At 41.5% G+C, this 19,857-nt stretch carries 13 protein-coding genes; 6 read left to right on the top strand and 7 right to left on the bottom strand.

Features of this window, described 5'->3' with window-relative positions:
• Window positions 1-106 precede the first annotated feature (106 nt).
• The 4 genes from leuA to F893_RS04775 form a co-directional block, all read right to left on the bottom strand.
• On the bottom strand, window positions 107-1,804 hold the full coding sequence (gene leuA / locus F893_RS04760) for a 2-isopropylmalate synthase (RefSeq protein WP_005250679.1): 1,698 nt from the start codon (window positions 1,802-1,804) through the stop codon (window positions 107-109).
• Window positions 1,805-2,231: 427 nt separating this feature from the next.
• Window positions 2,232-2,915 carry a Fe2+-dependent dioxygenase gene (locus F893_RS04765; RefSeq protein WP_005250681.1) on the bottom strand — a complete coding sequence of 228 codons (684 nt, stop codon included), beginning with the start codon at window positions 2,913-2,915 and terminating at the stop codon, window positions 2,232-2,234.
• Between the two features lie 71 nt (window positions 2,916-2,986).
• Window positions 2,987-5,218 carry a TonB-dependent receptor gene (locus tag F893_RS04770; RefSeq protein WP_005250683.1) on the bottom strand — a complete coding sequence of 744 codons (2,232 nt, stop codon included), beginning with the start codon at window positions 5,216-5,218 and terminating at the stop codon, window positions 2,987-2,989.
• Window positions 5,219-5,526: 308 nt separating this feature from the next.
• Complete coding sequence (locus tag F893_RS04775; RefSeq protein ID WP_005250685.1) at window positions 5,527-7,728, bottom strand: TonB-dependent receptor domain-containing protein; 2,202 nt, start codon at window positions 7,726-7,728, stop codon at window positions 5,527-5,529.
• A 266-nt stretch (window positions 7,729-7,994) separates the two neighbouring features.
• Between F893_RS04775 and tig the strand changes: the two genes are divergently transcribed.
• From tig to F893_RS04795, 4 genes are all read left to right on the top strand, one after another.
• Window positions 7,995-9,326 (top strand): trigger factor, encoded by a 1,332-nt coding sequence (gene tig, locus F893_RS04780; RefSeq protein WP_004647426.1) that lies wholly within the window; start codon window positions 7,995-7,997, stop codon window positions 9,324-9,326.
• A 194-nt stretch (window positions 9,327-9,520) separates the two neighbouring features.
• Window positions 9,521-10,126 (top strand): ATP-dependent Clp endopeptidase proteolytic subunit ClpP, encoded by a 606-nt coding sequence (gene clpP / locus F893_RS04785; RefSeq protein WP_004647427.1) that lies wholly within the window; start codon window positions 9,521-9,523, stop codon window positions 10,124-10,126.
• A gap of 29 nt (window positions 10,127-10,155) precedes the next feature.
• Window positions 10,156-11,466, top strand: a complete 1,311-nt coding sequence (gene clpX / locus F893_RS04790) for an ATP-dependent protease ATP-binding subunit ClpX (protein WP_004278407.1) — start codon at window positions 10,156-10,158, stop codon at window positions 11,464-11,466.
• A gap of 170 nt (window positions 11,467-11,636) precedes the next feature.
• Window positions 11,637-12,353: a DUF2846 domain-containing protein gene (locus F893_RS04795; RefSeq protein ID WP_004278406.1), complete on the top strand. Its 717-nt coding sequence runs from the start codon at window positions 11,637-11,639 to the stop codon at window positions 12,351-12,353.
• 59 nt (window positions 12,354-12,412) lie between these two features.
• On the opposite strand, the gene F893_RS04800 is transcribed toward F893_RS04795, so the two are convergent.
• Window positions 12,413-13,717 (bottom strand): IS4 family transposase, encoded by a 1,305-nt coding sequence (locus F893_RS04800; RefSeq protein ID WP_005104965.1) that lies wholly within the window; start codon window positions 13,715-13,717, stop codon window positions 12,413-12,415.
• 106 nt (window positions 13,718-13,823) lie between these two features.
• Entirely contained in the window at window positions 13,824-15,350 is a 1,527-nt protein-coding gene (locus tag F893_RS04805) for a fumarate hydratase (RefSeq protein WP_004278405.1), read from the bottom strand.
• A gap of 806 nt (window positions 15,351-16,156) precedes the next feature.
• Here F893_RS04805 and F893_RS04810 point away from each other — a divergent pair.
• Together F893_RS04810 and F893_RS04815 are read left to right on the top strand one after the other, a co-directional pair.
• Entirely contained in the window at window positions 16,157-16,396 is a 240-nt protein-coding gene (locus F893_RS04810; protein ID WP_004729548.1) for a DUF2171 domain-containing protein, read from the top strand.
• 219 nt (window positions 16,397-16,615) lie between these two features.
• Window positions 16,616-17,578, top strand: a complete 963-nt coding sequence (locus tag F893_RS04815; protein ID WP_005250690.1) for an IS30 family transposase — start codon at window positions 16,616-16,618, stop codon at window positions 17,576-17,578.
• 126 nt (window positions 17,579-17,704) lie between these two features.
• Here the strand turns inward: F893_RS04815 and pta are convergent, their stop codons facing one another.
• On the bottom strand, window positions 17,705-19,843 hold the full coding sequence (gene pta, locus F893_RS04820; RefSeq protein ID WP_005250692.1) for a phosphate acetyltransferase: 2,139 nt from the start codon (window positions 19,841-19,843) through the stop codon (window positions 17,705-17,707).
• Between the last annotated feature and the right edge of the window lie 14 nt (window positions 19,844-19,857).

Here is a 19,857-nt window from a genome sequence, read left to right on the forward strand (position 1 = left end):
GATTCGCCTTAAATCTTTAGTATGAATAATAAAAGGATACCATTTGCCGGTATCCTTCTAAAGTCATTTTAGTGCTATAAATTATTGCTAATTCTAATACAGCCGTTTAGACCGCAGCAGCAATCACCTGATCAGTGCTTAATACACCCTGATCAATCAGGCGGTTGGTCGAGGCAATAATTGCTTCAATGGAAGAGGTCACGATGTTATCATGTACCCCGGCACCAAAGGCAGATTTACCGGTACCTTTCACCTGAAGTTCGATCAAGGCCAAGGCTTTAGCATGTGCACCAGAACTGATGCTGCGCTCTTCATAGTTTACGACATCAATCGGTAACTGAAGTGCATCCAAAATCGCAGAAATTGGACCGTTGCCTTCACCGCGAACACGGCGTGACTGGCCATCAATTTCAAGATCCAGCTCAATCACCTGATTGCCGTTATCATCCGACAATTTGTAGTTTTTCGCAGAATAGTGAACGTTTTTAGCATCCACATAGGTTTCTTTGAACAACTTCCAGATTTCAGTCGCACTGATTTCAGTGCCTTGCTCATCGGTACGCTTTTGTACAATTTGAGAAAATTCAATTTGTAAACGACGCGGCAAGATCACGTTGTAGTTAGATTCTAATAAGTAGGCAATACCACCTTTACCTGATTGTGAGTTAACACGGATCACGGCGTCATAGTCACGGCCCAAATCTTTCGGGTCGATTGGCAAGTACGGCATATCCCAGATTTCTTCGTTCTTCTGGAACTCGAAACCTTTTTTGATAGCATCCTGATGCGAACCCGAGAATGCAGTAAACACCAAATCACCGGCATAAGGATGACGCGGGTGCACAGGTAAACCAGTACATTCTTCCACAGTCGCAATGATTTCATTGATGTTGGAGAAGTCTAAGTTTGGTGCTACACCTTGAGTGTACATGTTCAAGGCAATCGCAGCCACGTCGACGTTACCGGTACGTTCGCCATTACCAAATACACAACCTTCGACCCGGTCAGCACCAGCCATAATTGCCAATTCAGAAGCAGCAATGCCACAGCCACGGTCATTATGACAGTGAACTGAAATGATTACGCCGTCACGACGCTGAATGTTACGGTGCATCCATTCGATTTGATCGGCATAGATGTGTGGTCCTGAAACTTCTACGGTTGCAGGCAAGTTCAAAATGACTTTATTGGTCGGTGATGCTTCCCAGATTTCAGTGACGGCATCGCAGACATCTTTTGCAACTTCTAATTCGGTTGCAGTAAAACATTCCGGGCTGTACTGAAATACAAATTCAGTTTCCGGCTGTTTTGCGGCATATTCTTTTACTTTCTGTGCAGCATTAATGGCTAACTGTTTTGCACCTTCTACATCAACATTTAAGACTTTGTTGCGGAATGTCGGCGAGTTGGAATTATAGATATGTACAATGGCACGTTTTGCGCCTTGTAAAGATTCAAAGGTACGTTGAATCAAATGATCACGTGCCTGAACCAATACCTCGATATAAACGTCATCTGGAATATGACCTTCTTCAATCAATTTACGGGTGAAATCGAAGTCAATTTGCGATGCTGAGGGGAAGCCGATTTCAATATGCTTGAAACCGATTTTGACCAGCATCTGGAACATCTTGAATTTCTGCTCCATGTTCATTGGCTCAAAGATCGCTTGGTTACCGTCACGCAGGTCAGTACTCATCCAGATTGGCGCTTTGTTGATTTCATTGTTCGGCCATTGACGGTCTGGTAAGTCCACACGTTGATACATGCGACGGTATTTTTTACTTGGATCAGCCAACATCATGAGAGAGCTCCTTATGCTAACTTGGGTACCGTAATCTTGGTTAAAGCGGTGCGTGGGTCAGCGGCATAGATTTTGTCTATTCATTGGGTTTTAGTGACAGTCTGGTTCAAACCTAAAATATGGTCTAAATATTGGTGGTTTAGCTTCACCAAATGCACTAAATGCCTTACTTATAATTTAAAGTTTAATCCACTTATCCCGAAAAGTTTTTGCTATTTTTATGGATTTTAGTCGTATGGTAATAAAGATTTTCTTATAAAGTTTAAGTGATGGAAAATATTTTCAATTATTTTTAATATTGTATTTTATATTTTCTTTATTTTAACATAATGCGTTATTTATTACGTTCAATAGTGCCATAACGCAGTATATTTTAATAAAAAATAAATCCAATGATTTTCAAAGATCATTGACGTCAGAACATCTTTTAAAGTTCAGCCCATTTACGCATTAAATTATGATACAGGTTGGTCAGTTTCATGACTTCTGCATGCTGATCACCCAGCTGCATTCTCAGGTTTTGAATACTCTGATCCAGATTAAACAGCATATGCCGTTCTGCATCATCACGGATCATGCTTTGTACCCAAAAAAATGAAGCAATTCGACAACCGGCAGTGATTGGCGTGACTTCATGCAGGCTGGTCGACGGATACAGAATCATATCACCGGCAGGAAGTTTCACTTCGTGATAACCGTAAGTGTCTTCGACCACCAGTTCACCACCCACATATTCTTCTGGCTCACTTAAAAAAACCGTACAGGATAAATCCGTTCTGAGGCGTTCATTGCTCCCGCGAATCCGACGAATGGAATTGTCGACATGAAAGCCGAAAGATTCATTATTTCCATAGCGGTTAAACAGGGGAGGAATAATATCCAGTGGAATTGCAGCTGATAAAAATAGTGGATGCTGTCCCAGCGATTCAAGAATGATTGTGCTTAAATGCTGGGTCAGGGAATGATCTTCAGGCAGTTGCTGATTCTGTTTCACCGTTGCAGAGAGTGTACCCGCGGTAACTTTGCCGTTGACCCACTCAATCTTATTCATCTCCTCACGGAAATATTGCACCTGTTCTTTGCTCAGTACATTTGGAATATGATGCAGCACGAGAAACCCCTGAATAATCGTATTTTAAAAATAACATAGCCCCCATCAGGAGGCTATGCGGTTATATTGAATTAATATTTAAAGTTGACTGCCAGCACTGCACTACGGCCTTCTGCTTCAGTGGCATAGTGAGAGGCATAAGCTTTGGTGAAGTAACGTTCATCAGACAGGTTATTGACGTTTAATTGCAAATCAACATTTTCATTCACGTTATAACGCGCCATAGCATCATAACGGACATAACCTGGAACCCACTTGGTATTGGCTGCATCACCATAAACTTTATCCATTGCAACAGCACCTGCACCTAAAGTTAAAGCAGGTGTTACAGCATAGGTAGTCCACAGGGTTGCAGAATTTTTAGGTACATTCTGCATTTGCTTACCTTTGGCAGGGTTGTCAGGTGTACATACCCCTTGACGGTTACAGGATGGGCCCGGGTTCACAGTTTCACTGTCGAGATAAGTATAACCAGCAGATACAGCCCATTTATCTGTAATTTGGCCATTTACGCCCAGCTCAAGACCGTCTACTTGGGTGTCGCCGCCATTGGTATATGTAGCAGCATCCAGTTGAATCCGTGTATTTTGTTTTTCAGTACGGAACACGGCAGCGGTTAAACTCAGTCTTTCATTTAACACATCCCACTTTGTGCCGATTTCAAAGGTACGGCTCTCTTCAGGATCTAAGTCCATATAGGCTTGGCCAATTGTTTCTGAACCATCCCCGCCATCTACACCGACCGGATTGGCAGAAGTCGCATAACTTGCATAGATAGAACCATTTTCAACAGGTTTAAAGATTAATCCAGCCTGATAGGTCAGGAAGTCGGTATTATTTTCAATAGAGTCGCCAGTCGCATTTGTGGTTTGCTTGGTATCAAATTTATCCCAACGTAAACCCAAATCTAATAACCATTGCGGGCTAAACTCGATATTATCTAAGAGATAGACAGATGTAGTCTCGGTCGTGGTTGTCGTGAGATTTTTGTTGGCTGCGGAAGAGCCCAACCATTGATTACGTGAGTCTGGATTAGTTAATGATGTACACCATGCATCGTTGATAGCACAGTCGCTGTTGAAACCACCTGTGGTGGTACCTGGATAGCCTGGATAACTTGTTAAGTAGTTACCTTTGTCAGATTTTTGATCTGAGTACTCTGCACCTATATTAAAGCTATGCTTGAATGCACCTGTATTAAACTTACCTGTCAAAGCAAGCTGGTCGGTAAAGATGTTGGTATCAGTAATACGTGAGTTTATACGACGCCAGACTTTATCATTTAGCACGTTACCTTTGGAGTCATCTGGCTGGGTCCATAAGTAGTCATTTTTGGCAGTGCTATATACCGCTGTATTACTCAGGGTCAGGTTATCCGTTAAATCGTGTTCCAGTTTAATGGTGCCGATCTGATTTTCCTGTTTCTGGAAATCACGACTTAATAAACCATAATAAATGCCCTGTTTTACATCAACAGGTTTACCGATGGTGGCTTTTTTTGCCGCATCATACTTATAAGGAACACCTGAATCCGGCGTGTCATCCGATTTTAAATAGTAATAACTTAAAGTCGCGCGGGTAGGGGTGTCCAGACCAAATACAATACTCGGTGCAATCCCAGCACGTTTATATTCTGCACCGTCTTTCTGGCCTGCTTTTTCGTTTTGATGTCCCATGACGGCAACACGTGCAGCAATGCCGTTACCAAAATCTTTGTTGCCATCTAAAGTAATACGTTGGTAATTGTCAGTGCCGCCAGCGACCGAGCCTTCTAGAAAATCGCCTGCTTTAGCGACTTTAGAAATCATATTAATGCTACCGCCAGTGGTGCCTGCACCGCCCATGGCAGAAGCAGAACCTTTGGTCACTTCAACTTGTTCTACCGCAAACATTTCACGGTTTTGTGAAGTGGCATTACGAACGCCGTCTACATACATCGAGCTTTCAGAGTTATAACCGCGAATAAATGGACGGTCACCATTCGGATTACCACCTTCACCTGCACCCAAGGTAATCCCCGGAACTGTACGCAGTGCATCAGCTAAAGTCGTCACTTGTGTATCTGCAATCAGCTGTTTTGAAATCACTGAAACTGACTTTGGGGTATCGAGTAAAGGCGCAACAAATTTGCTATTCGCAGATTGATCTACTTTTAAGCTGGGTGTTTGTTCAGCTTTGACTTCTTGATGAATCGTCTCTAACTGGATCACCTGTTCGTCTGCCATCGCAGATGCAGCTACCATTGATAAAGATGAAACAATTGCAGAAGAAACGATTTTTTTACGTGTTTTAATGAAGGTCATGTTAAACCTAATAAATGAATGCTAAAAATGTATGCGAATAATAATGATTCTTGTTTTTATTTTTATCTTTTTATCATGGGAATTCATGATCTTTAAGAAAATATTAAATGAGTTTATAAATGTAATATTATAACAATAAATAGTTAAGTTTATGTTTTTAATAAATATTGGTAAATCAATCTGATTGTTAAATTTTTATTGAGAATAATGATGTCTATAGAGGGGCATAAATTAATAATGTTTTGGAAAGTATTGATCGCACGATAAGAAAAAACCCTGCCAGGGCAGGGTTTAATTTAATAGTTTAATTAGAATTTAAAAGTAGTGCTGAGTTGAACACGGCGACCTTCTTGGGTGTTTACATATTCATTATATGCACTGTCTGCAATTGACATATATTTATTAAAGTCTTTATCGAAAACGTTATATAAAGCTACGCCTAAATCCCAATTATCATTTACCGTATAATTTGTGCCAAGGTGCATTAAGGCATAACCTTTAAAGTCTCCTAAAGTATTGAATACTTCTTGATCGGTAGCGCTTAAGTTGTCATAAACTTGCCCAGGATAACGGTCACGTTCACTACGATACTCACCACGTGCCCATAATTGCAGTTGATCAGCGGCTTGCCATCTTAAAGTGGCATTTGCAATATGTTTAGGTGTATCTGTAAATGATGGATTACCTAGTTCAGAATCTTTAATCTCAGTTTCTGTCCAAGTATAGTTGGCATTAAGTTTCCAATCCGGGGCAAAATCCCAGTTGAAACCCGTTTCGATACCATACATTTCTGCTTTTTGAGCATTTACTGGACGAGCAACATTCCAGCCACGAGTACCTGTATCACCACTTTGCATTAACCAAGGTGTACCGACACTTGCCATAAATGCTTCACAATCAGCTTTATTTATATTGGCATCGCAACGGAATTCAGGTAAGCCTGTAATAATTTTATTTTCAATTTCACTGTAGAAAGCTGTGATATTAAAATCAAAGTTAGTATTACTAGAAAAATAAGTACCAATTTCAAAGTTGTTACTTGTTTCAGGTTTTAAATTTGGATTACCAAAGGTAGGTGTTCGACCTTGCCCACTTACGTTGTAAATACCATCAGTAAGACGTTCTAGACGTGGGGCTTTATAACCTTCACTATAACCACCTTTGAATGTCCAATTTTCATTTGCGTTCCACACTAAGTAAGCACGTGGTGTCCAAAAGTCACCAAAAGTACTATGTTCGTCAAAGCGTAAACCAAGTGTAAGTGCTAACGAATCATTAAGTGCCCAAGTATCTTCTGCAAATAAGCCGAGTTGGTCAAAACTCACTTCTTTGTTGACACGTAAACCATCTTTAATACTTGCATCCCACCATTGACCACCTAGGGTAATATTATGTCCATCAATAGCTTGAGTTGTGAATTTAGTATCGAAAATTAAATCTTCACTTTCTAATAAACGAGGATTTTCTTCTAAAGAGCCTGCTTGAGCACGCGACGGAATTAAACGTCCTACAGTTTCACTAGTATTGTAAGTTAAACTGTTATCTAAAGTACCAATCGTATTGCGCCATTGATGTGCAGCAACATACTTGTCACGATTGAATTCCATGGTATCTGCATAACCACCATTTGCACCTACAGTGCCTAACTGGAAACCAGAAGAAATACTTGGGTTTTCATATGTTTGGCGTTGAGATTCAATATCTAAAGAAATATCATGATCACTTGTAGGCGTTAAGGTTAGACGTGCGCCGATAGTGTCCATCTTACCTTCGGCAGGGCTTTGGCCACCACTTAAAGACTCTCCCTCGTCAATATTTTGAGTAATTGAAGACTCATCACGTTCCCAATGTTTAGCTCTAATCTGAAGACCCAATAAGTCTTTTATCAAAGGGCCAGAACCATAAAAATCAATGCTACGTTGGTTGCCGAAGTCTGAATAATTTGGATTGAGCGTTCCATCTAAAGTTACAGAACCTGTCCAAGTATCAGCCACTTTTTTAGTAATAATATTGACTACACCCCCCATAGCATCTGAACCATAAAGTGTAGAAGCTGGGCCTTTAATCACTTCAATCCGTTCAATTGCAGAAATAGGTGGAATAAAATTATTATTTGTCTCACCAAAACCGTTTGGTGAAATATCGCCGGTACTATTTTGGCGACGTCCATCAATAAGAATTAAAGTATATTCTGGACTCATACCACGGATACGAATATTTAAACCGCCAGTCTTACCTGCTTCTGGTGAAACATCGACACCCTCTACATCAGCAAGAGCATCAGCGATAGAAGTAATGCGTTTAGTTTTAAAATCTTCTTCTGTTAGAACTGTAATAGATGCTGGAGCATCTTTAATTTTCTGTTCATATCCCGCCGCTGAAACCACAATCGTAGACATTTGATGTGTTGTTGTAGGAGTCGCTGTCTCGTTCACAGTCTCTGCGAAAGCAGATGTTGCTGTAACCCCAAGAATTGCCAATGTAAGTGGACGAAGACTAAAACTATGCATGACCAAATTCCCGAACCGAAGAATAAATTAGTATTGTTGCTCAAATAAGAAACTGGATATTAATGATAGTATTTATCATTTGCAATAAAAATATACATTTTCTCCATTTAAATTGGGTTGACTGGGCATCTGGAAAGATGGCAATTCAAATAAAAAAAGGGCTTAAAAACTGGGACTCGCGCGTATTTTTTGTATATCCTTAAATGTTGTCATATAATGTGGCACATTTTTATAAACCTGTTATAACCTAATATATAGAGGAAGCCATGCAAGTAACTTCTGAAGCGGTTTCGGGCGTTGCCCGTCGTTTAAATGTTTCTGTACCGACGAGCCGTATTAATGAGCAATTTGAAGCTCGTTTAAAACGCACTGCTAAAACTGCGAAGATCAACGGCTTCCGTCCAGGTAAAGTGCCTGTAAACGTAGTTCGTCGTGAATACGGCGCGGGTATCTACCAAGAAGTAGTAAACGATATTATTCGTGACACAGTTTTCGAAGCGATCCAGCAAGAAAAAATCAATGCTGTGGGCATGCCAAACATCGAAAAAACTGAAATGAAAGACGACGCGCTGGTATATACAGCGACTGTTGAAGTTTATCCAGAAATCGAAGTGAAATTCGACGGCTTGGAAGTTGAGCGTAAAGCAGCTGAAGTAAATGACAAAGATGTTGAGAAGATGATTGAAAATCTTCAAAAACAACGTGCTGCTTGGGCTGAAACAAAAGGCATGGCTAAAAAAGACATGCAAGTAACTTTTGATTTCGAAGGTTCAATCGACGGCGAAAAATTTGAAGGTGGTTCTGCGGAAGACTTCAAACTTGTTCTAGGTTCTGGTCGTATGATCCCTGGCTTCGAAGACGGTATCGTTGGTATGAAGAAAGGCGAAGAGAAAGTGATTGATGTAACTTTCCCTGAAGACTACCAAGCTGAAAACCTTGCTGGTAAACAAGCTCAATTCAAAATCACTGTGAAGCTTGTTGAAAAACAAAAACTTCCAGAAATCGATGCTGAATTCCTGAAAATCTTCGGTGTATCTGAAGAAGAAGGCGTTGAGAAGTTAAAAGCTGACGTTCGTAAAAACATGGAACGTGAAGTGAAGAACGGCCTTCGCAACCAGGTTAAAGGCGCGACTTTTGATGCATTAGTTGCTGCAAACGAAGTTGAACTTCCAGCTGCTATGCTTGCTCAAGAAATTGACCGTCAACGTCAACAGATGATTCAGCAGTTCACACAGCAGTTTGGTGCTCAAGGTGCGAAAGCATTTGATTCAAGCATGCTTCCAGATGAATTGTTCAAAGAACAAGCTGAAAAATCTGTAAAACTTGGCGTACTTGTAAGCCGTGTTTTAGCTGATGCGAAAATCGAAGTAGATGCTGCACGTGTTGAAGCATACATCGAAGACATGGCTTCTTCTTATGAAGATCCAAATGAAGTGATCGAATACTTCAAAAACGATGCGCAACAACGTGCTCAAATCGAAGCAGTTGTACTAGAAGACCAAGTTGTTGATTACATTTTGGCTTCTGCTAAAGTAACTGATGCGACTGTAAGCTATGAAGACTTATTGAAAGAGCAGCAAGCTCGTCAACAAGGCTAATTTAGCTTTCGATAAAAAAGGCGCTTAATGCGCCTTTTTTTCATATTGATGCCTGAAAAAAGCATTTCTGTTTTTCACAAAACTAATGCAAAAAATATAATGGATTTGTTGGCGAATTTTTTGCAATTTCAGTGATTATCCCTCATATTGTGATTATGGGTTAGGTCACAAAAAATTTAGGAATAAATAAACGTATGTATGTTCCAACGATTGAAAACGCTTTAGTGCCAATGGTGGTAGAACAATCCTCTCGTGGTGAGCGTTCTTTTGATATTTATTCACGCCTTTTGCGTGAACGTGTAATTTTTATGACGGGCGAAGTTGAAGACAACATGGCGAACCTGATCGTTGCGCAAATGTTGTTTTTAGAGGCGGAAAATCCAGATAAAGATATTCATCTATATATCAATTCACCAGGCGGTTCGGTAACTGCGGGTATGGCGATTTATGACACCATGCAGTTTATCAAACCTGATGTCGTAACGTACTGCATGGGTCAGGCAGCATCAATGGGTGCGTTCCTGCTGAATGCTGGCACCAAAGGCAAGCGTTATTGCCTTGAAAATGCCCGTGTCATGATTCACCAGCCATTGGGTGGTTTCCGTGGTCAGGCTTCAGATATTGAAATTCATGCACGTGAAATCCTGTTTATTAAAGAACGTTTAAACCGTTTAATGGCTGAACACAGCGGTCAGGATTACGAGAAAGTTGCACGTGATACAGACCGTGACAACTTTATGACTGCTCAGCAAGCGAAAGAATACGGTCTTGTGGACGAAGTTTTAACTAAACGTCCATAAGTTTTAAAGATTGAGATAGTGGAGTAAATATGTCCGAACATCCTCAAGGACAAAAGCATTGTTCATTTTGCGGTAAAACGCAGTCTGAAGTCGGGAAGCTGATTGCAGGCGAGGACGCATACATTTGTAACGAATGTGTGGACGTATGCTTAGATTTGGTTCAAACCAGTCAGCAGGTGGAAACCAATGACTGGGCCAATCGTCCTTTGCCGAAACCGCATGAAATTCGTGCGGCCTTGGATCAATATGTGATTGGTCAGGACGTCGCGAAAAAAACCTTGTCAGTTGCGGTTTATAACCATTACAAGCGCTTGAAAGTGCAAAATAATGGCAAGAAAGCTGATGATTCAGTCGAGCTTTCAAAAAGTAATATTATGTTGGTTGGTCCGACAGGATCGGGCAAAACCTTGCTTGCACAAACGCTGGCACGTCTTCTTGATGTTCCATTTGCCATGGCAGATGCAACGACACTGACCGAAGCCGGTTATGTGGGTGAAGATGTAGAAAACATCGTACAGAAGCTACTGCAAAAAGCCGATTACGATGTCGAAAAAGCGCAAAAGGGCATTATCTATATCGACGAGATCGACAAGATTACCCGCAAGTCTGAAAACCCATCCATCACGCGTGATGTATCGGGTGAAGGTGTTCAGCAAGCATTATTGAAAATGATTGAAGGTACGGTTGCATCAATTCCGCCACAAGGTGGACGTAAGCATCCGCAGCAAGAATTCATTCAGATTGATACCTCGAATATCCTGTTTATCTGTGGTGGTGCATTCTCAGGACTTGAGAAAATTGTACAGCAACGTCAGGAAAAAGGTGGCATCGGCTTTACTGCAGAAGTGCGTAAAAAAGATGAAACCAAGAAGCTGTCTGACTTGTTCCGTCAAGTTGAAGCAACTGATCTGGTAAAATTTGGTTTGATTCCAGAATTTATTGGTCGTTTGCCAGTGATTGCCACTTTAGACGAGTTGGATGAAGAAGCACTGATGCAGATTCTGACTGAGCCGAAGAACGCTTTGACCCGTCAGTATCAACATCTGTTTGATATGGAAGATGTGGATCTGGTTTTTGAAGAATCGGCATTACGCGCAGTGGCTAAGAAAGCAGTTGAGCGTAATACAGGCGCGCGTGGTTTACGTTCGATCCTAGAAAATTCATTGCTGGAAACAATGTATGACTTGCCAAGCCGTAGCGATGTCGGCACTGTCGTCATCAATGAAGCTGTGATTAAAGGTGAAGCAGAGCCGGAATACCGTGCCGAGCGTCAGCCACATGATCAGCAAGAGACAGCAACAAAAATAGATTTAAAGGTCGTAAATAGCAAATCTGCTTAATTGCTATTCGTCCGAAACGTGCGAAAACTCCGTGTTTTCGCACGTTTTTTATTTCCAAAAATAAAGCTCGGTGTTAATCTGATTCACTAGGCGTGGATGCCTAAAACTTATAAAAAACAAATCGCAAAGCACTTGCATACAAAAGAATAAAGACGCAGTGAGGGATAAGCATGCGTGGAGTCGCAATTGTACTCATCAGCAGTTTGGCATTGCTGGGGTGTCATGGTAAGAAAGCCGTCGTTGAGCCTACACAGCCACTCAGCACTTTAAAAAATATCGATCTTGAAAAAAAACCGGGCTTTGTCGAGCAGCATCGTATCGGCATGTTCACCATTGGCGGTTGGGTCAATCAAAAGCAGGGCAACCAGTTTCAGACGGTGAAACCGCAGCATGATGAAGCCGCCATCGTGTATTTATACCGGCCCGATTCTAAATGGAATCGTCAGGAAATTGTCGCTGCCAGCCTGTTTATCAATCAAGAACATATTCCAAGCTTATTGCACAACCATTATTACTGGATTGAAGTGCCTGCAGGGACCTATCGTTTGAGTACCAGTCGACCGCTAGGCGCGCTGCATTTCCAGAAACCTAAATATCTGGATTTTACTGTCGAAGCGGGACAGTCTTATTTTATTAAATATGATGAAGAGAATATCAGTACACGCCGGAGTGTTTCAGGGCCACTCATGCTGATGCCGGAAAAAGTTGGTCTCAATGAAATTGCTTTTACTCAGCTAAAATCAGACAGTTTTAACTTCGTGGCACAAGATCAGGAAACTGGCCAGATTCGTAAAAAAGCCCAAAAAATTGAACCGACTGCTTATGATCCATCATTGGATGTACAGCTAAAAGCACCTTTTAAAATTTGGGATCCACGGACTTGGTAATTGACATTTTATTGAGAAAATATAATAAAAAAGCACCCTGAATGGGTAATGCCAGTCAGTTAAGAAATTGACTGGCATTTTCTTGGGTATTTCTGCGGTTTTCCTTTCACAACTCGTGGGCAACTTCTAACCCTTCTCTCAGGCAAAACATACCTCCTCGATTTCTCCAGTAAACTTTCTAGATGTTTAGGTAAATTCCCTGCGGAGTCTAAAGAATCAAATCTTAATATATTCAGGATGCTGATAGAGGCAATATGAAAGCTGATTCTCAAAGGACTGACTTTTGCACGTTGAGCCATATGTTTCATTTGTCTTCTTAGAATATTATAGGCAATGAAGACCCCCCATAATTCTTGATAAATTAAATCAGGTTGCTTGCTCCTCAAATGCTTACCTTCCTGTAAATCACTTTTGATTTCTCGGTAACACATTTCTATTTCCCAGCGCTGGGCATAAAGCTTCGCCAAGCCTATCAGTGGATATGCCTTTGAATCCATTAATGAAGTGATATAACGTCTAATTTTCCCTGCCTGCTCAACTTCAATCAAACGCGCTTCCCAATATTCTCCTAATGATGGATTTAGCTTCCTGGCTCTAGCTGAAAGAGGCATTTTGATTTGAAAGTCATGCGGGGAATTACGTTTAATGATCTCATAGCGTAAATTATCTTTTGCTCTCATTAACCAATGACTGGCTTCTACTCGTGTTTGCCAGTCAATCAAGAAATCAGCAGAGAAATAGGCTCGATCAAACAAGGTAATACTATGCGATGGAGGACATAATCGATTTGCCAGTGTAAGTTCACCCTGATCCATGCTACCTATTTGGGCATCAATGATTTCATGGGTGCTGGTATTTACCAGGCAGGTTGCTCTCACTTGTGGATAAGGGGCTGCAGCGGTTTTACCCTTAGATGAGCCAAAGTGTTCAAAATTCTCGTCTGTATAAGGCATAGACCAAACCACCCCGTCAACAGCACATACACTAAGGCCATGAAAGTTTGAGTATTGCTGTTGGGATTCTTCAAACCAGGCTTGGCTGAGTAGAGAAAACAAGGTATTCAAGGGCTCTCGTCCTAAACGTTGTCGTGCTTGCACTGCTGCACTGGGGACACAATATTCTGTTGTACCAAACACAAGTTTTAGTTGCTCTACGACATACCCGATCGGTTGATCTCGAAATAGGGCAAGCCCAATTACCAGCCATACCACATGTTCGGCAGGTAATTTTCTTCTCCTGATAGAAGCCTTACCTGTTTGATGTAGGCTTTCTTTAATCCAGTTTAAATCAATGAGTTCACTGAAATGGCTGAGTGAAGGCAAAGAATGTTGAAGGGTGCAATCTAAATTTTCAGATAAAGTCATAAAAAAAATGAGCGTATTGGCATACACTCATTTTTACTACATTTTTCTAATGTCTGCTTAACTGACTGGCATTACCCTGAATGGGTGCTTTTTTATACAGATTTAATTAGCCCGCAGCAGCGTCAACTACTGGAATCTTACCAATTTTTGCTTGCCAGATTTTAGGTGCAGTCGCGTGAATAGAAGTACCATTCACATCAACCGCTACAGATACCGGCATATCTTTTACCACAAACTTGTAAATTGCTTCCATACCTAGGTCAGCAAAGGCAACCACTTCAGCTTCGCGAATAGCTTTAGACACGAGGTAAGCAGCACCACCGACAGCCATCAGGTAAGTTGCCTGGTTGTCTTTAATGGCTTCAACGGCAGCAGGACCACGGTCTGCTTTACCGATCATGCCGAACATGCCAGTTGCTTCAAGAACTTGACGCGTAAATTTATCCATACGCGTAGCCGTTGTTGGGCCAGCAGGGCCTACAACTTCGTCGCCGACTGGATCAACAGGGCCAACGTAGTAGATAAACTTGCCTTTCAGATCAACAGGAAGTTCTTCACCGTTGTTCAGCATGTCGACCATACGTTTGTGTGCAGCATCACGACCTGTATAGATTGTACCGTTAAGAAGAAGTGTATCGCCTGGTTTCCAGCTATTCATTTCTTCTTGGGTAATCGTGTCAAGGTCAACACGTTTAGAAGATGAAGAATCCCAAGTCACAGCAGGGTAGTCTTCAAGTTTAGGTGCTTGAATATGTGCAACACCTGTACCATCTAACTGGAAGTGTGCATGACGAGTCGCAGCACAGTTCGGGATCATACCAACTGGTTTACCTGCAGCATGACATGGATAATCTTTGATTTTAATATCAAGTACAGTGGTTAAACCGCCAAGACCTTGTGCACCAATACCCAAAGCATTTACTTTTTCGAAGATTTCGATACGAAGCTCTTCCATTTTGCTTTGTGGACCACGACGAAGCAATTCGTCCATGTTGATCTCTTCCATCAATGCTTCTTTGGCAAGCATCATGGCTTTTTCAGCAGTACCACCGATCCCGATTCCCAGCATACCTGGTGGACACCAGCCTGCACCCATGGTTGGAACAGTTTTCAGTACCCAATCCACGATTGAATCAGATGGGTTTAACATTGCTAGTTTAGATTTGTTTTCTGAACCGCCACCTTTGGCTGCCACAGTGATATCTACTTTATTACCAGGCACAAGCTTGTGGTAAATCACGGCAGGAGTGTTGTCTTTGGTGTTCTTACGACCAAATGCAGGATCAGCCAGAACTGATGCGCGAAGCACGTTCGAGTTTTCTAAATAACCCTGACGTACGCCTTCATTGATTGCATCATCCAAACTCATGGTTAAATCGAATTTAACGTCCATGCCCACTTCAACAAATACGTTGACGATACCGGTATCTTGACAGATTGGGCGGTGGCCTTCTGCACACATGCGTGAGTTAATTAAGATTTGTGCGATCGCATCTTTAGCAGCTTTGTTCTCTTCACGATCATACGCACGGCTCATCGCTTGGATAAAGTCTTGTGGGTGATAGTAAGAAATGAACTGAAGCGCATCTTTAACCGATGTGATCAAGTCATCTTGCTTGATAATAGTTGTCATACAAATATCTCTTGAGCGGGCTGATAGCTAGCGGGCTAAATTATAAGACAAAAGAATCGGGTTGTGGGCATTTTGGGCGAGCATTGGCCGAAAGTTTATAGTTTAAGCAATCTGAGCAAGCACTTTAGCTATTCAATGGGTCAAATATGATAGCAAGTTGTCATATTCAATGTCATATTTCAGATAAAAAATACGCATAATTTTGCTTATTCCGTATTAAGCGATTGAATTTTATTAATTATTTTAAATTTAACAAAAAACCAGATTGTCATATAACTGTCATAAAACTTTTACATAATGCAGCTATTGAAACGGGAGATCCTAACAATGGTTACAGGTATTTTGATGGCAGCTGGTTTTTGTGTATATATCGCTGCAACTTGGATGTACGGTCAGAAAGAAGATCAAGCCTAAGCTTTATCTTCTTTTTTATTTTAAGACATAAAAAATTAACCTATCTTCAAATCTTCAAATCTTCAAATCTTCAAATCTTCAAATCTTCAAATCTTCAAATCTTCAAATCTTCAAATCTTCAAATCTTCAAATCTTCAAATCTTCAAATCTTCAAATCTTCAAATCTTCAAATCTTCAAATCTTCGAATCTTCAAATCTTCGAATCTTCAAATCCAGTTATAAAAATATTTGAAAACTCAAATTTAAAAAGCATCTCTCCTATAGCTTACTCAAGCCATGTTGACCATTTACATTTTTAACCCAGAAAAACTCAAAGCCTGAAAACCCTTACACATGCGGCATTTTTTATTGCTTAGACTGTTTCTCTCAACTTCTAGAAACAGGCAAGTAGAATGAACAATTTTAATGCAAGTGATATTAAAGAACATGCTTCAGTCATTGCTTCATGTGGTACTCAAGTCGGGAAGGTGGACCATTTAGAAGGTCAGGATTCAATTAAATTAACAAGAAGTGATGATGAAAATAATGAGCATCATCTGATTCCCTTGAGTTGGGTAAGTGAAATCAAAGACGATAGCGTCGTGCTCAATAAAACTGCGGAAGAGGTACGTAAAGAGTGGACTACCTTATAAGAAATTAAAGTTAGTGGACTGAAAAGCAGGGCTGCTTCAGCTTAATTTTTTATGTCACAGACTTTATGAGTAACCGTTGAAAATGCCAGTTCGAAAGACTGGCATTTTTATTGTTCGCAGATTCAAATCCCAAGTGCGACATATTTGTACTTAGTTGAAAAAGTTAGGTGTATTCATAGCATCATTAGACTTTTTCAACTCGCAATTGGAAAGCACACAATGAAGAAATACACCCAACTTTCTCAAGATGAAAGATACGAAATTTATGCTACTTTGAAAAGTAAAAGTTCAATCGCTACCCTTGCTCGGGAGTTAGGGCGTTCACGATCAACCATCTACCGTGAATTAAAAAGAAATACTGGGCAACGTGGATATAGAGCTCAACAGGCAGCGAAATTTGCAAGTCAAAGACGGTACCGTCCTTCATCACCCATGACAGCGTTTGCCTTCGCCTATATTGATTATCTGATTGGCCTGGACTGGTCACCAGAGCAAATTTCAGGTGCTTTAACACAACGCGGTTGGCTGGATGTACCTTCACATGAATGGATTTACCAGTACATTTATCAAGATAAATCAAAAGGCGGTAAACTCCATCTACACCTAAGGCACCAGAAGAAATATCGAAAACGAGGTTACAAAAACACGGATCGTAGAGGGCGAATTATTGATAAAACAAGTATTCATTGTCGTGATGAGGTCATTGATCAACGACAACGTTTAGGAGATTTCGAAGGTGACACGGTGATTGCTAAACATCATAAAGGTGCATTATTAACCCTCGTTGATCGAAAGAGCCTGTACGTACATATTGTTCACTTAGGAAAGACGAGAACTTCCCCTAAAACAATTACTTGTGCATTAGATCGTTTACGGATCAGCCATGCTTACAGTGTGACTTTTGATAATGGCAAGGAATTTTCCGAACACAAAAGAATTACTGATGCCGGCATAGATACGTATTTTGCTGATCCCTATAAGTCTATTCAGCGAGCAAGAAATGAAAATACGAATGGTTTAATCCGTCAATATCTGCCAAAATCATCATCGTTTGATGACGTGTCAAACGAACAAATAGAGCAAATAGAATTTGCACTCAACCATCGTCCTAGAAAAACACTAAGCTGGTATACGCCTAGTGAAGTTATGGCTGGTTTTTATACTGTTGCACTTGCCGCTTGAATCCGCCATTTATTAAAACGAGATAATGATCGCGTGCTGAATTTATTGAAGCTATGAGTGTTTTTTTATAAAAAAACCACCTGATTTTTCAATCAGATGGTTTGGAAAACTTAAATTCAAGAAGTATTAAGCTTCTTGCTGCTCGGCCTGAATCGCGGTTAAGGCAATGGTAAACACGATGTCATCGACCAAGGCACCACGCGACAGGTCATTGACCGGCTTATTCAAGCCTTGCAGCATTGGTCCAACACTGACTACATTGGCAGCACGTTGTACCGCTTTATAGGTCGTGTTACCGGTATTCAGATCCGGGAAAATAAATACATTGGCACGTCCAGCCACTTGTGAATCAGGTGCCTTTTGGCGCCCCACGCTTTCCACCGATGCTGCATCATATTGTAATGGCCCATCAATCAACAGGTCAGGACGACGTTCTTTGGCAATGCGTGTAGCTTCCGCGACTTTTTCCACATCAGCGCCAGTACCCGAAGTTCCTGTCGAATAGGAAATCATGGCAATGCGTGGATCTATACCAAAGGCTTTGGCAGAATCGGCGGACTGGATTGCAATTTCGGCCAGCTGTTCTGCATCAGGGTCCGGATTGATCGCACAGTCACCATACACATAGACTTCATCTGGCAACAGCATAAAGAATACGGAAGATACCAGTGAGTAATCCGGAGCAGTCTTAATCAGCTGGAAAGCAGGACGTACCGTATTCGCCGTGGTATGCACTGCACCCGACACCAAACCGTCAACCTGATCCAGCGCCAGCATCATGGTGCCAAGTACTACTGTATCTTGCAGTTGTTCACGGGCCTGTAGTTCGTTGAGCTTGCCTTTACGCAGCTCCACCATCTTGTCGATGTAGTTTTCACGCACCAGATCCGGATCAAGAATTTCCAGATCTTCAGGCAATTCAATACCGCGAGCTTTGGCTACTTCTAGCACAGCTTCAGGCTTGGCCAGCAAAATACACTGTGCAATACCACGCGCCTGACAAATGGCCGCAGCCTGTACGGTACGCGGTTCATCACCCTCTGGCAGTACAATACGTTTTTTCGCAGCAATCGATTTCTGTACCAGTTCATGACGGAAAGCGGAAGGTGACAGACGTGGCTTATAAGAACCATTCAACATTTGATTCAGCCATTCCGGATTGATATGGCTTGAAACAAAACGTGTCACCTGATCTGCACGTTCGGTATCATCCACTGGAATTTCATTGCTGAGATTTGCCAGTTTTTGTGCGGTTTCAAACGTGCTGAGTGGTGTATGTAAAATCGGTAAACCTTGCTTGATGGCAGCCTGGCAGAATTCCAGTACATGATCATTTGGCTGTTGATGTTCAGTCAGCACCAGACCGGCCAAAGGAATCCCATTACTGCTGGCCAGACTACTTGCCAGTAATACATCAATCCGGTCAGAGGCACTAATAATTAATTCGCCAGCTACAAACTTATGTAGTTCATGTTCAATATTGGCTGAAATCAGACTACTGTGTTGCACACGGCGCTGTTTGGCTTCGCCTTCATTAATCCAGTAAGCAGAAATATGGGCAGCCAGATCAGACATGCGTGGCACACTTAAGGTTTTACTGAAAGGCACCAAGCCAATCACTGGCAATTTTTCAGAACCAATATGCGGATGCGTCTGCTGAATAGCTCTAATAAATTCGGCGGTTTCAGTTTTAAGGCGTAAATCCGGATTCAGCGTGACAGGAATCTGCGCAGATTCTTCAGGCAGTCCTTTGGTACGCATCAACATGATCCCTGCCAGGCGGGTAGAGCTAGCGCCACCAAAATTACGCAGCTGATGTTCAACTTTGTCTGCGGTTTGGCTTGGCTGCTGAATATTGGCATTACTGACCACAATAACTTTGGCATCAAGGGCTTGTGCCAGTGAAGCATTCAAATCATCGGCAAAACTGTCCTGAGTATTTGGCAACAAACCTTCGACAATAATCAGGTCATGCTGTTTGGCAATTTGACGATGCAAACGTACCGCTTCTTCAAGCAATTCATCTTGTTCACCCAGATTGATCTGCTGCAAGACTTTGCTATAACGGATGGGTTCCACCGTTTCACTTTGAGAAATATGACGATACAAAGCCGTGGTGCGGTCTTCGATTTCATTCAATTCCTGAGCAAAAGGTTTCAGGAAACCAGCTTTTACCCCTTGGCATTCCAGTGCATAAATCAGGCCCAAACATGCAGAAGTTAAGCCTACGCCTTCCCCAGTGGGAACCAATAAAATTGTTTTCATAAGTTATGTCAGTC

Source organism: Acinetobacter sp. CIP 102136, from assembly GCF_000369685.1.
GTDB classification, from domain to species: Bacteria; Pseudomonadota; Gammaproteobacteria; order Pseudomonadales; family Moraxellaceae; genus Acinetobacter; species Acinetobacter fasciculus.

What these genes read in the sequence shown, in the direction of transcription:
- tig (WP_004647426.1), top strand. Translation starts at nt 7,995, where the DNA reads ATGCAAGTAACTTCTGAAGCGGTTTCGGGCGTTGCCCGTCGTTTAAAT.
- F893_RS04800 (WP_005104965.1), bottom strand. Translation starts at nt 13,717, where the DNA reads ATGACTTTATCTGAAAATTTAGATTGCACCCTTCAACATTCTTTGCCT.
- F893_RS04805 (WP_004278405.1), bottom strand. Translation starts at nt 15,350, where the DNA reads ATGACAACTATTATCAAGCAAGATGACTTGATCACATCGGTTAAAGAT.
- F893_RS04810 (WP_004729548.1), top strand. Translation starts at nt 16,157, where the DNA reads ATGAACAATTTTAATGCAAGTGATATTAAAGAACATGCTTCAGTCATT.
- pta (WP_005250692.1), bottom strand. Translation starts at nt 19,843, where the DNA reads ATGAAAACAATTTTATTGGTTCCCACTGGGGAAGGCGTAGGCTTAACT.
- F893_RS04770 (WP_005250683.1), bottom strand. Translation starts at nt 5,218, where the DNA reads ATGACCTTCATTAAAACACGTAAAAAAATCGTTTCTTCTGCAATTGTT.
- clpP (WP_004647427.1), top strand. Translation starts at nt 9,521, where the DNA reads ATGTATGTTCCAACGATTGAAAACGCTTTAGTGCCAATGGTGGTAGAA.
- F893_RS04815 (WP_005250690.1), top strand. Translation starts at nt 16,616, where the DNA reads ATGAAGAAATACACCCAACTTTCTCAAGATGAAAGATACGAAATTTAT.
- F893_RS04775 (WP_005250685.1), bottom strand. Translation starts at nt 7,728, where the DNA reads ATGCATAGTTTTAGTCTTCGTCCACTTACATTGGCAATTCTTGGGGTT.
- leuA (WP_005250679.1), bottom strand. Translation starts at nt 1,804, where the DNA reads ATGATGTTGGCTGATCCAAGTAAAAAATACCGTCGCATGTATCAACGT.
- F893_RS04795 (WP_004278406.1), top strand. Translation starts at nt 11,637, where the DNA reads ATGCGTGGAGTCGCAATTGTACTCATCAGCAGTTTGGCATTGCTGGGG.
- clpX (WP_004278407.1), top strand. Translation starts at nt 10,156, where the DNA reads ATGTCCGAACATCCTCAAGGACAAAAGCATTGTTCATTTTGCGGTAAA.